10 protein-coding genes and 1 tRNA gene are annotated in these 12,429 nt (G+C 51.4%); 8 read left to right on the top strand and 3 right to left on the bottom strand.

The features are described 5' to 3' along the window. Positions 1-9 precede the first annotated feature (9 nt). Positions 10-2,295, top strand: a complete 2,286-nt coding sequence (locus B7991_RS05010) for an OmpA family protein (protein ID WP_088629872.1) — start codon at positions 10-12, stop codon at positions 2,293-2,295. A gap of 237 nt (positions 2,296-2,532) precedes the next feature. On the opposite strand, the gene metF is transcribed toward B7991_RS05010, so the two are convergent. Then, on the bottom strand, positions 2,533-3,423 hold the full coding sequence (metF, locus tag B7991_RS05015) for a methylenetetrahydrofolate reductase [NAD(P)H] (protein ID WP_088629873.1): 891 nt from the start codon (positions 3,421-3,423) through the stop codon (positions 2,533-2,535). A 185-nt stretch (positions 3,424-3,608) separates the two neighbouring features. Between metF and B7991_RS05020 the strand changes: the two genes are divergently transcribed. Further along, a tRNA-Arg gene (locus tag B7991_RS05020) sits at positions 3,609-3,682 on the top strand. Positions 3,683-3,757: 75 nt separating this feature from the next. Here B7991_RS05020 and B7991_RS05025 read toward each other — a convergent pair. Together B7991_RS05025 and fliB are read right to left on the bottom strand one after the other, a co-directional pair. Further along, positions 3,758-4,300, bottom strand: a complete 543-nt coding sequence (locus B7991_RS05025; protein ID WP_088629874.1) for a TlpA disulfide reductase family protein — start codon at positions 4,298-4,300, stop codon at positions 3,758-3,760. A gap of 145 nt (positions 4,301-4,445) precedes the next feature. Continuing rightward, entirely contained in the window at positions 4,446-5,519 is a 1,074-nt protein-coding gene (gene fliB / locus B7991_RS05030; protein ID WP_088629875.1) for a flagellin lysine-N-methylase, read from the bottom strand. A gap of 428 nt (positions 5,520-5,947) precedes the next feature. On the opposite strand from fliB, the gene B7991_RS05035 reads away from it, so the two are divergent. From B7991_RS05035 to murF, 6 genes are read left to right on the top strand one after another with little or no spacing between them, the layout of a single operon-like run. Then, positions 5,948-6,421, top strand: a complete 474-nt coding sequence (locus B7991_RS05035) for a division/cell wall cluster transcriptional repressor MraZ (RefSeq protein WP_088629876.1) — start codon at positions 5,948-5,950, stop codon at positions 6,419-6,421. Further along, entirely contained in the window at positions 6,411-7,424 is a 1,014-nt protein-coding gene (rsmH, locus tag B7991_RS05040) for a 16S rRNA (cytosine(1402)-N(4))-methyltransferase RsmH (protein ID WP_088629877.1), read from the top strand. The genes B7991_RS05035 and rsmH overlap by 11 nt, the downstream gene beginning before the upstream one ends. After that, positions 7,421-7,738, top strand: a complete 318-nt coding sequence (locus tag B7991_RS05045; protein ID WP_088629878.1) for a hypothetical protein — start codon at positions 7,421-7,423, stop codon at positions 7,736-7,738. Before rsmH ends, B7991_RS05045 begins: the two co-directional genes overlap by 4 nt. Continuing rightward, a complete protein-coding gene (locus B7991_RS05050; RefSeq protein WP_088629879.1) occupies positions 7,731-9,617 on the top strand; it encodes a penicillin-binding protein in 1,887 nt (628 codons plus the stop codon). The genes B7991_RS05045 and B7991_RS05050 overlap by 8 nt, the downstream gene beginning before the upstream one ends. Before the next feature lie 17 nt (positions 9,618-9,634). Further along, positions 9,635-11,038 carry a UDP-N-acetylmuramoyl-L-alanyl-D-glutamate--2,6-diaminopimelate ligase gene (locus B7991_RS05055; protein WP_254917854.1) on the top strand — a complete coding sequence of 468 codons (1,404 nt, stop codon included), beginning with the start codon at positions 9,635-9,637 and terminating at the stop codon, positions 11,036-11,038. Next, positions 11,025-12,410, top strand: coding sequence for a UDP-N-acetylmuramoyl-tripeptide--D-alanyl-D-alanine ligase (gene murF / locus B7991_RS05060; protein WP_088629881.1), 1,386 nt, complete (start codon positions 11,025-11,027; stop codon positions 12,408-12,410). Before B7991_RS05055 ends, murF begins: the two co-directional genes overlap by 14 nt. Positions 12,411-12,429 lie beyond the last annotated feature (19 nt).

Genomic DNA, 12,429 nt, shown 5'->3' on the forward strand with positions numbered 1-12,429 from the left:
TACTAGAATATGAAAAAACTTACCCTTATACTTGCTCTTGCGCAGGCGGCGGTCTTTGCACAGACCGGCCTCCTGGGGGGTAAAACCGGCCTCCACCAGCAAGATGCGAATACGCTTGGATTTTTTCACTTCCGTTTAGGGACGGGCGGTACAATTGCGACCGATAACTGGGGCTACACCCGTGGCGCCTTGTTTACGGACCAGTATGGTCGTACCCAGGAACTCGATGTGTGGGATGCCCGTATGGAAAAGGGCCGCATTGACGGCGCTTTGGCCGGTAACTTCAACTTTGCGTTTGGCCTCCGTGATGACTTGGATATCGGCGTGAGCCTCCCGATTTACTACGACCACGCAAAGGATTACTCTGGCGAAGCGATTCGCGCTCACATGGGCAAGGGAGGCCTCGGCGACTTGCAGTTTTACGCCAAGTACCGCACGCCGCATTTGTTTGGCCCGGATTACATGACAACTGCCGCCGTTGTGGATTTGACGGTCCCGACTGGCTGGAGGGGCGTGGGTATCCGCCCGCGTCACGCCTGGTTCCTCGATAACGAAGGTGGCCCGACGTATGCCTACACGGCAAACAGCGTGATGCTCGGCCTTACGGGGGTTGTCTCTGTCGATTACTCCAAGAAGGGAGTTCCTCTTACTTGGAATTCTTCTCTTGGCCTGATGCTCGGTTTTGGCGATGCTTCGAATACGCTCGTGTATAGCACTGGCGTGAACTGGCTCGTGAACGATTATTTCCAGCCGTTCCTCGAATTCAGTGGCGAAATGCGCTTCGGTAACGATGCGTATCCGTTCAGCCCGATTACCGACCCGATGGTACTCACGCCGGGTATCAATGTGAAGATTCCGTTCTTCAACATTGACTTTGCTGCGGGTATCGATATCGGTATCGGAAACCTCGTGGATGGCTATGATCGCAAAGACGCCATGGACAACTGCAAGGATTTCCAGATCAAGTACAAGGGCGAAAATGGCTACCGCGCAAGCTACTGCTATGTGGCTCAGCCGCTTATTGCCGGTATCGCAAAGCTCACGTGGACGTTTGGCTTTGACGGCGACGACGATAACGATGGCGTAAAGAACCGCAAGGACAAGTGCCCGGAAACGTTCCCGCCGATAGTCGTGGACGAAGACGGCTGCGGCATCGATACTGACGAAGACAAGGTCTTTGACGGTCTCGACAAGTGCCCAGATACGCCGAAGGGTGTCGCCGTGGATTCTGTCGGTTGCCCGTTCGATACGGACGAAGATGGCGTCTATGACTACAAGGATATGTGCCCGGATACTCCGAAGGGTGTGCCTGTGGATAGCGTCGGTTGCCCGTTTGATACGGACGAAGACGGCGTGTTGGATTACAAGGACCAGTGCCCGAATACGCCGAAGGGTGTCAAGGTTGATTCTGTTGGTTGCCCGCTCGACAGCGACAAGGACGGAGTCTTTGATGGGCCGGACAAGTGCCCGGATACGCCGGAAGGTGTCGCCGTGGATGCTGACGGCTGCCCGCTCGATACCGATAAGGATGGCGTGCCCGATTACAAGGACAAGTGCCCGAATACGCTCCCGGGAATTCAGGTGAACAAGCGTGGCTGCCCGCTGCGCCGCAAGGAAGACCTGGACTACCTCAAGAAGGGCATCCAGTTCGAATTCGACTCGGCAAAGCTCCTCAAGTCCAGTTACCCGACTTTGGATGACATCATCGCGCTTTTGGAAAAGATTCCGGAAGTGAAGCTTGAAGTCCAGGGCCATACGGATATCGTGGGTACCGAAGACTACAACCAGAAGCTTTCTGAAGACCGTGCCCACTCCGTGACGGATTACTTCGAGTCTAAGGGAATCCCTGCGGAACGCCTCCGCGCTATTGGCTTCGGTACTCGCGTGCCTGTTGCTGATAACGTAACGGATGCTGGCCGTGCGAAGAACCGCCGCGTGGAACTCATCCCGTTCGGTTACTACACCGAAGGCGATAGCACTGCTGCCGCTCCGTCTGATTCGCTTTTGAAGGATAGCACCTTGGTGCCTCCGGCAAAAGCAGATGTGAAGCCGAACGTAAAGCCCGAAGTGAAGGTGAAGCTCAAGGCCAATGCCGAAAAGAAGGTGAGGTCTGCTTCTAAGGCTGGCCTGAAGCGCTTGAAGAACATGCGCGACAGAGCTGAAAAGGCTGTTGTCGAAATGAAGTCGGAAGCTGCTGCCGCTGCAAAGCCTGCTGAAACGCCGAAGCCGGTTGAAACGCCGAAACCGGTCGAGACTGCTCCGGCAAAGGCAAGTGCGCCTGCTCCGGCTCCGTAGGGTGATTGTCATGCCCGCCACCGAGCGGGCATCTCCCTATTAGAAATTCAAAAGACCTGGCTTATCGTCAGGTCTTTTTTTGATGTCAATCTGAGTCTTTTTGCATCTCGTCATTCTGAGTCCGTGAGGACGAAGAATCCAGTTAAATCTTGTTATGCGAGAAATTACTGGATGTTTCGAGGCTTTGCCTCTCAACATGACGCCGTTGAGAATGGCGTCATAATGACGACGCGTTAATTACCCTGCAAAGTTCTTGCCGAGGATGGCAGAGACGTTCTTGAGGATACCTTCGGCGACGTCCGGCTTGTTCATGGAATAAACGTGGACGTTCGTGATGCCGTTCGCGTAGAGGTCGATGATCTGGTCGGTGGCGTAGATGATGCCAGCCTGCTTCATGGCTTCCGGATCGCTACCGAACTTGTCCACGAGCGACTTGAAACGCTGCGGCATGAACGAACCCGAAAGCTTAATGGCGCGTTCGACCTGGTTTGCGTTCGTGATGGGCATAATGCCGGGGAGCACCGGGCAGTTCACGCCTGCATCGCGGAGCTTGTAAAGGAAGCTGAAGAAAAGGTTGTTGTCGAAGACCATCTGCGTCGTGAGGAAGTCGGCGCCTGCATCGACCTTTTCCTTGAGGTGCTTGATATCTTCGGCTTGGTTTGGACTTTCCGGGTGTTTTTCCGGGTAGCAGGCGGCGCCAATGCAAAAATCGGCATCAGCGGCTTTGAGTTCGCGGATAAGCTCGACGGCGTGGTGGTAGTCGCAGTCGCCACGGCCATTTGCAATGAGTTCCGGCGTGAGGTCGCCACGGAGGGCCATCACGTTCTTGATGCCGGCGGCCTTCATGTCTTCGATGCGCTGGTGGATGGTTTCCTTGGTGCTCGAAATGCAGGTGAGGTGGGCGAGCATCGGAATGTTGAAATTGTACTTGAGATTCTTCGCAATTTCGAGCGTGTACTGGCTCACGCCGCCGCCTGCGCCGTATGTGACGCTCATAAATGCGGGGTTAAGCTTTGCAATTGCTTCGGTAGCTGCTTTAACGTTTTCAAAACTCGTTTCTTTTTTAGGCGGGAACACCTCGAAGGAGAGGCTCATCTTGTCTTGCTTCAGGATGTCGATAATCTTCATTGTATCTCCGTGCGATTGTATATCGCGCTTTTGATTTATGCAAATATTTAAATTCATGCATAAATGTAGATAAAATTCCCGATAATGGCAATGGGGATTACGTAATTTTTTAGAGAGATTGTGGGACGGACTGTGCGAGAATTGACGAAAAATCAAATTATTTACTATATTGTGTGCTCACAAACGCCGTCGTAGCTCAGTTGGATAGAGCAGTTGCCTTCTAAGCAACGGGTCGTGGGTTCGACTCCCGCCGACGGTATGAAAAAAGCCCCCTTGTGGGGCTTTTTTCATACCGTCTGGCGCCCAGGGGCGCCAGGTTCGACGGCCGTTTTTATTACTTCTTCAAAATCTTGTTCAGCGTAGCGCGCAAATGGTTCATGTTCGCTTCGTTGAGTGTTTCGTAGCGGTAGAACGTGCCGTCCTTCTGCACGAGGTAGACCACCGGGATGTAACCCGTGCCATAAGCCGGCCCAAACTTACTATCCGTGTCCTGGAATACCGGAATAACAGCGTGGTACTGGTCGATGAACAGACGGATGTCGTTCTTCTTGATGCCGCCGTTCAAGCCGATGGCAATGCCTGTGAGTCCCTTGGATTCATATTCCTTGATGAGGTTCTGGATCTCGGGGAAGTGCTTTTGGCAGTGCGGGCACTTGGGGCTGAAATAATAGATGAGCAGCGGTCGGTTGCTGAAATGCGCGAACAAAATGCCCGGATCGCTGATGCCCGAAAGGTGCGTTGAAAAGTCCATTTTCATGGGTTGTTCAGTCTTGGGATCCATCATTAACTTGATGTCGGCAACCTGTGGTTCAGGTGCAAACTGTGCAAAACCCATTGCTGCTGCAAGTACAATCAAACTGAGAATTCGTCTAAACATGCTCATACTCCTAAAGATTTTTGGTTGATCCCAGGGATTCTATTTTAAACAGTTGTAAAATACCAAAAAATAAGGGGATGAATTGTGATTTTCGTCAAAAAAAGGCAAAAATAATGTAAAAATTAGCGATTCTCGCTCGACGGCGTTATTCCGCTAGAATTCTTTTGAAAATGGCGGGCAAAAACGCTGGATTTTCCATGAATTCTTGCTCTAAAATCTCCATGATTTCTTCGGAATATTCGGTTTGCTTGCTGAGCAACTTGATGGCATCAATTGGGGCGGTTTGCGGGGCCGAATTGCCAGCGAGGATTTTTCCGAATTTTTGCAACATGATCCAGAAATAAATGGCAAACTCCACTTTGGTGAGGCTGTTGCCGTCGAATAAGCTTTTTTCGTAGTAGCGGAATAGCAGGTAGGCGATGATTTTTTCACCGTCGCTGTCTGTGAAGATTGAGCTGCCCGAATTTGGAGCGACTTCTGAATTTGCTGGTGCTGACCAGCCGATTTCTTTGATCTTCTTGTACGCCGAATCCCAGGCGGGGCCGTAGCTTTCGCCTTTGCCAAGGACGTCGATCCACGAGTGGTGGATGTTGTTCGAAATTTTATAGTTTGTGCGAACTTCGGAATCGCCGGGTTCGGACAGTTCTAAACCACTTGTCTCGATGGTGTAATCCAATAACTCGATGAGTCGGACGTTCAGCGGTTTGCTGTGGTCTGCTAGAATTTTGAACAAATGATTACGTTCTTCGAAAATGACATCGCGGGCTTCGAGTGCGTCGTCGGGGATTTCATCGGGGGCGTCGTCGATTTCTCGCTCGATAAATGCGATGGGCGAGGTGGCTGTACCTTTGCTCTCAAGCAGGAGGCGTACGCCTTCTTCGCAGCAGAGCCCGATTCCTTTTTCCATGATGTCGCCGTAGACTTCGACGAATCTCGGGTGTTCACGACAGATGTCGCAAAGGCTCTCTTCGCCGAGGTTGCAAATCATGTCGCAGAGCCCGTCTTGCCGTAAGAATGGGCAGCGGTCGCCGGGGAGCAATTTGAAATGATCGTCTTCGATGTTTTGGCGGAGCTTTTCGCCGAATTCTCCCTGGACGGTTTTGTAGCGCTTGGCGCTAGTTTCGTCGATGTCGATTTCCCAGCCGACACAGCAGGTATCGGTGCATTTGTCGGCGATGCAATGGAACGAATCGTAAAAATCAGGAACTCGAAGAAGCATGTGGTAAAGATAGAATGCTTTCCGTCGTTTTGATGTTTTTCATTTCGTCATCCTGACGCTGTAAGCGGATATATGAAACTTGGGACTTTAGCCCCTTAGTTGAATTAGGTTCGAAGGAGCAGGATCCAGTTACTTTAACGAGACTTGACTGGACCCTTCGTCGCTACGCTCCTCAGGGTGACGAAGGTGCTTTTGATAAACCTGACCGTCGCTATGCTCCTCAGGGTGACGAAAATGTTTTATAACGAAAATCTTACGTAAATATTACTCTCGATGGCGTCTGAAACTGGATTTTTGTGTAAAAATTTCTTTAACAAACGGTAAAAGTATGCTTTTTTTAAGCTCGACCCCGGTTTTCTGTTGCCATAGTGGTAGAAAGTGGGTATATTTGTGGTGTGTGATAAGTGTTGTGGTAAAATGTGTCAAATATGAATTTCACTTCTTTCATAGGACAAGCCCAAACGGCGATCGATGGAAAGGGAAGGACCTCCTTCCCTAGGGAATTCCGTCGTCAGCTTTCGGCGTCCGAAGGGAATGAGTTCGTGGTCACCCGTGGCCCGGACCGCACCCTCCGGTTGTTCGTCCTACCCGAGTTTGAGAAATTCATGGCGGACTTGGACAGCCGGTCCGACCGCCGTCAAGCCGATTTAGTTCGGAGAGGCCTCTGCCCCACAGTCGTGGAGATGGATGGCCAGAATCGCATTTTACTCCCCAAAATATTGCTGGAGTATGCCGGTCTTAAAGACGAAGTTCTTTACGTCCAGGCCAGCGGTAAAACTCTCGAATTATGGAATCCTGAACGTTACAACGAAAAGTATGGCTTACAGACAAATGAAGCTATCGACGCTTTCGATGCCGCGTTCTATGGTGAAGGCTTGACGGAGGGGGATAATGGCAGATAACAATCTCCGCAAGTCAGTACATGTAAATGAAATTTCCGAAGCCGCGGTCGCTGGAGTTCAAGGGAGAGAATTCTATCACGATCCGGTAATGCTCCAAGAATGCCTTGAAGGTCTGAATATCAAGGCTGACGGAGTGTATGTGGACTGCACCCTTGGCGGTGGCGGCCATTCTTATGCTATTGCTCAAAAGCTGAACGAAGCGGGAACGCTCCATGCGTTTGACCGTGATGACGAAGCCGTTCAGTTTGCAACGAAGCGCCTTGCAGGCGTTCTCCCCAAGTTTATTGTCCATCCGGTTCCGTTTGCTGAACTCGGAAACGAAATTGAACCGAATACTATTGACGGTATCCTTTATGATCTCGGCATCAGCAGCCATCAGGTGGATGACTCTAGCCGTGGTTTCACGTTTGTTGGCGACAATCCGCTCGATTTGCGTATGGACCGTCGCGAAAATGTTTCTGCTCAGGAATGGCTCCGCACGGTGAGCGAAGATGATTTCGCCGCTGCGCTCCGCAAGAATGCCGATATGGATCGTGCGTTCAAACTCGCCACCCGCATCAAGGAAAAAGTGGGAGAAATTACCACTCAGGGTCGCGATGTGCTCCCGAGCGATATCAAGGCCGTTGTCGAAGCCGTGTTCCCGGACAAGCGCCGTGACGCCAATAGCCTTTTGGCTCGTGTGTTCCAGGCTATCCGCATGGAAGTGAATGGCGAACTCAAGCAGATTGAAGATAGCCTCCGCGCAGCAGTCGATTGCCTCAAGGTGGGTGGACGTTTGGTCGTGATGAGCTACCATTCTGTGGAAGACCGCTGTGTTAAGGAAACGGCAGCAGAATTTGAAAAGGCATGCATTTGCCCGGAAAACTTGCCGGTGTGCATGTGCGGTGGTAACCACCAGCGTTTGAAAAAAGTGAACCGCAAGCCGATCTTGCCCTCGGCTGACGAAATCAACAGGAACAGCCGGGCTCGTTCTGCAAAACTCAGGGTGTATGAAAGAGTATGACTGATAACGTGCAGAATGAATCCGTAAAATCCGGGAAGCATGGCGTGATGGGTGTTGTGCTTCTCCTTGTGCTTGTTGGTTCGATGGTGTGCATGGTTCCTGTATATATGCAGAACCGCATCAACCGTCTTTACGGCACTTTCTATGGATTAAGGGAAAAGGCGAACTTGCTCAATCGTGAAATCCTTTTGAGGGATTACGAAATCAACAAGCTTACGTCTATGAACCATCTTGCAAAGTTCGCGGAACGTTCAGGCCTTGGATTGAATGGCGTTCCGGTAAAAATCATGATAACGGGGGAGTCGCATGAATAAGTACGGCGCAGATCCTCTGTTTATTTTGAAGAGCCTTGTCCTTTGCACGATTGGTGTGCTCGTTTGGCAGACTTTTGACATCCAGGTTTTGAACCGTAGTGTTTATCAGGTCAATACGAAGTCGATGGTGACGCATACGAAGAACTTGTATGCCGAACGCGGGACGATCATGGACCGCAATGGTGTCGTATTTGCAGAAAGCATGCGCGATACGAGCGATAACCTGGGTTATAGCCGTCTCTTCTTGCAGGGCTCCTTGGCCTCTCAGATTGTAGGCAAGGTGGGCTATAATGGTTCGGGCAGCATGGGCATGGAAAAGATTTTCGACGATAGCCTCCGCGGTGACGAAGGCATTCGCGTGAGTGTCCAGGATGTTCATCGCCGTGAAGTCTATTACCGTTCGAAAAATGTGGTCGAAGCGAAGTCTGGCTTGAATCTTGTGCTGACGATTGACCGCAATATGCAGGAAATTGTCGAGAAGGCCTTGAAGGATGGCGTTGCCGAATTCATGGCAACGAGCGCAAGTGCTGTTGTCGTGGATCCGTACACGGGTGAAATTCTTGCGATGGCTAGCTACCCGACTTTTGACCCGAATTCCAAGAATCAGGGTGTCGGTCGTATGTCGAAGAACGAAATCATTTCGATGTCGTATGAACCGGGTTCTACGTTCAAGGTCATTACGGCTGCGGCTGCACTTGAAAATAACGCCGTCAGCCCGAACAAGATTTTTGTAAACGAAGGCCGTTGCTGGAAATGGAATCCGAGGTCCGAAAAAATTTGCGATACCCACGTGTATGGCGATATGGACATGAGCGAAGCGATGGTGCAGTCTTCGAACATCGTCTTTGCAAAGATTGCCTCTGAAGTGGGTGCAGATCGCCTATTCAAGATGGCACGCGCCTTTGGCATTGGTACGAGAGCGTTTGACAACTACGAAGGTGAAGAAAGCGGAAGACTCTTGACGCCGACGGAACTTACTCGTGATGATAGAACGTTAAAGACGATGGGCTTTGGCCACGCCGTTTCTGTGACTCCGATCCAGATGGTCATGGCTTATGCTGCTATTGCTAATGGTGGTAAGCTTATGCGTCCGCAGATTGTGAAGGAATGGCGCAATTCCAATGGCGATGTCGTTGAAAAGAACAAGCCGGTGGAACTCCGCAGAGTTGTTTCTGAAAAGACAGCTGCAACAATCCGCAAGATGCTTAACCGCGTGGTGAATAGCGGTACGGCAAAGCGTGTTGCATCGCAGAAGTTGCCCGATGTCTTGTTTGGTGGCAAGACGGGTACGGCTGAAAAGTACAATCACTTGACCCGTTCTTATGACCGTAATTCCCAGGTGGCTTCGTTTATTGGGCTTGCTCCGTCCGAAGATACGCGCTATGTGTGCCTCGTACTTGTGGATGACCCGCAGGGTAAGCACGTCGGTGGTCTTACAGCTGGCCCGATTTTCCGCCGCATCATGGAAGGGATTTATTACCATCCGGCGCTCTCGCCGCTTGCCCATAACTTGAAGCAGGTAAAGCTCGGTTCTCCGTGCGACAAGGATTTTGGCGGAATGATGGTTTCTGCCGTTAAAGATTATGCAAGGAAGCACAGCTGCGTGGTTCACTTTGAAGGCAAGGGGCTCCGCGTGATTTCGGAACGTGTGGACGCAGGCCTTGTGAATGGCAAGACGCTTTTGCTCGGCGATGCTGTGGCTAGCAAAATGCCGAACTTGCAGGGACTTTCGTTAAAGGATGCTCTCGAAGTGATGGGGAACATCCGCATGAATGTTGAATATACAGGAAAGGGACGCGTTGTAGCCCAGGAACCCAAGGCCGAAGAAGCCTTGCAGAGGGGCATGATTTGCAAGCTGACCTTAAAGGAGAAAAGCTGATGATTTCGGAAGGACTTATGGAAAAGTTGTCCGTGACGGGGCTTTGTGATGATTCCCGCCGTGTGAAACCGGGGAATTTGTTCTTCTCCATTCCGGCGGAAGGCTATGAAGCCTTTGCCCGTAGCGCTATCGCGGCTGGTGCCGTTGCTGTTGTCGGTGAGACTATGGCTCCCAAAGGACTGACGTCCAAGTGGATCCAGGTGCCCGATGTGAAGGCTGCCCGTCTCGAAGCGGCAAAAATTTTCTACAAGGATCCGTTCAGCAAACTCACTTGCCATGCCATTACAGGCACGAACGGCAAGACGACGAGTGCGTTCCTCATGAACGCCATGCTCGAAGCGGAAGGCCGCAAGACGGCTTTGCTTGGTACCATCAAGAATAAGATTGGTGACAAGTCCGTGCCGGCATCGCTTACGACTCCGGGTCTTTTGGACCTTTATGACTTTGCTTCTCGCGCTGTTGAAGCGGGTTGCACGGACCTCGTGATGGAAGCTTCTTCTCATTCGCTCCATCAGGGCCGTGTGGCTGGCATCAAGTTCAGAAGCGGACTTTTCAGCAACTTGACGCAGGACCATCTCGATTACCACAAGACGATGGATGCCTACTTCGAGGCCAAGAAATTGCTCTTTACGAAGTACCTTGCAGATAATGGCGTGGCTGTCATCAACATCGACGATGCTCACGGCGAAAAGCTCTTTAACGCTCTCGATTGCCGTAAGGTGGCTGTTTCGAGACTCGGCAAGGCAAAGGCTGACGTGAAGCCGTTTGGCGAAATCAAGAGTACCGAAGACGGTCTCGAATTTTCGCTCCCGATGATTGCAACGGAAAAGTTTGAAACTCCGCTCTGTGGCGACTTTAACGTGGACAACTTGCTCTTGGTGCTTGCATGGGCCCACGCTCTCTGCGTGCCTGAAGATGCCATGCGCAAGGCTATTGCGACCGTACGCGTTCCGGGTCGCTTTGAAAAGGTCTGGAGCAAGGACGGCAAGCATGTGATTGTGGACTACGCCCACACGCCGGATGCCCTTGAACGCGTGCTGAATGTGGCTCGTAGCCTCTGCCGCGGCAAACTTTCGACCGTGTTTGGCTGCGGTGGTGACCGTGACAAGACGAAGCGCCCGATCATGGGTGGCATTGCCGAACGCATTGCGGACAAGGCTTGGCTTACGTCGGACAATCCGCGTACCGAAAAGCCTGCAGACATCATCGCTGACGTTCGCGCCGGCATGACAACGGACAAGTTTGAAGTGGTCGAAAACCGCGAAGAAGCCATTATTCGCGCTTGTGCAGAACTCAAGAGCGGCGACTGGCTTGTGATTGCGGGCAAGGGCCACGAAGATTACCAGATCATTGGTAAGACCAAACATCATTTTGACGATCGCGAAATTGCGGTGAAGGCAATGACTGATGCTGAAGCTTGATTTGACTATTGCAGAAATGCTCAAGATTCTGGAAACCGAAGCGGTCGGTGTCCCTGCTCGTACCTTGAAACGCAAGGTGAATCTCTGCATGGATTCTCGTGAAAGTGCCAAGGGCGTTGTCTTTTGGCCGATTAAGGGTGCTCGCTTTGACGCCCACCAGTTTGTATCTCAAATGGAAAAGGATGGAGCTCTGATGAGCGTTGTTAACCAAACTGCTATCGATCCGAATTTCAAGATGTACGCTCCGGTCGAAGATACGACGAAGGCTCTCTTGAAACTGGCCAAGGGCTATCAAAGACTTTTCAAGTTGAAGAAGGTCGCTATTACAGGTAGTAATGGCAAGACCACTACAAAGGAAATGACGAAGGCTGTGCTTTCGATGAAGTTCAATACCCATGCAACAAAGGGTAACTTCAACAACCATATCGGTGTCCCGATGACACTGTTCCAGTTGAAGCATAGCCACGAAGCTGCCGTTGTCGAAATGGGTACGAGTGGTCCGGACGAAATCCGCCCGCTTTCCTTGGCTACGGAACCGGATATTGCCGTGATTACGAACATTGGCGCAAGCCACCTCGAACGCCTTGGCGATTTGGACGGCGTGTTCAATGAAAAGATCAACATTGTAGCAGGCCTCAAGAAGGGCGGCACGTTGATTGTGAATGCCGATGACGAACGCCTCTGCAAGGTGAAGGCGACCAAGAATTACAAGGTCGTGACGTTCGGTGTGCGCCGTGGTGTCGTGAAGCCCGAAAAGCTCAAGTGGACCGAAAACCTCTGCGCTGATTTCTACATCGGCCGTACGCACTTTGTGTTGAACGTTCCGGGTGACCATAACCTTTATGACGCTCTCGCCGCTATTGCCGTGGGCGAAGCTCTCCGCATCCCGAAGGGTGACATTGCAAAGGCTTTGGCTGGTTTTACCTCCACGAGCATGCGCATGGAAATTAAGGTTGCCAACGGCTTCAAGGTGATTTCGGACTGCTACAACGCCAACCCGTCTTCGACGAAGATGGCGCTCCAGACGCTTGGCAACATGAAAGTTGCAGGCTTGCGTATTGCTGTGCTTGGCGACATGCTTGAACTTGGCAAGGAAAGTGGCAATTTGCACAAGCAGATTGGCGCTATGGTGCCCGAAATGAATTTTGATTTGCTCCTTGCTGTCGGTAAGGAAGCTAAGAAGTACGTGGAAGGCGCTAAGTCTCGCGGCATGAAGAATGTGTTCCATTTTGATTCCGTCGATGAAGCTGTGAATCACTTGAGCCAAACGGTTGCCGAAGGTGACGTGGTCTTGGTGAAGGGCAGCCGCGGAATGCACATGGAAAAGGTGGTCGATGCACTCCTCAGCATGGTGCCGGTAATCAGATTTTAAGGTAAGGTTTTACAAGTTA

It is taken from the genome of Fibrobacter sp. UWB3, from assembly GCF_002210405.1.
Lineage (GTDB): Bacteria > Fibrobacterota > Fibrobacteria > Fibrobacterales > Fibrobacteraceae > Fibrobacter.

Bases quoted from the DNA above. Each gene is read 5' to 3' on its own strand.
- B7991_RS05010 (WP_088629872.1), top strand. From the start codon at position 10: ATGAAAAAACTTACCCTTATACTTGCTCTTGCGCAGGCGGCGGTCTTT.
- metF (WP_088629873.1), bottom strand. From the start codon at position 3,423: ATGAAGATTATCGACATCCTGAAGCAAGACAAGATGAGCCTCTCCTTC.
- B7991_RS05025 (WP_088629874.1), bottom strand. From the start codon at position 4,300: ATGTTTAGACGAATTCTCAGTTTGATTGTACTTGCAGCAGCAATGGGT.
- fliB (WP_088629875.1), bottom strand. From the start codon at position 5,519: ATGCTTCTTCGAGTTCCTGATTTTTACGATTCGTTCCATTGCATCGCC.
- B7991_RS05035 (WP_088629876.1), top strand. From the start codon at position 5,948: ATGAATTTCACTTCTTTCATAGGACAAGCCCAAACGGCGATCGATGGA.
- rsmH (WP_088629877.1), top strand. From the start codon at position 6,411: ATGGCAGATAACAATCTCCGCAAGTCAGTACATGTAAATGAAATTTCC.
- B7991_RS05045 (WP_088629878.1), top strand. From the start codon at position 7,421: ATGACTGATAACGTGCAGAATGAATCCGTAAAATCCGGGAAGCATGGC.
- B7991_RS05050 (WP_088629879.1), top strand. From the start codon at position 7,731: ATGAATAAGTACGGCGCAGATCCTCTGTTTATTTTGAAGAGCCTTGTC.
- B7991_RS05055 (WP_254917854.1), top strand. From the start codon at position 9,635: ATGGAAAAGTTGTCCGTGACGGGGCTTTGTGATGATTCCCGCCGTGTG.
- murF (WP_088629881.1), top strand. From the start codon at position 11,025: ATGCTGAAGCTTGATTTGACTATTGCAGAAATGCTCAAGATTCTGGAA.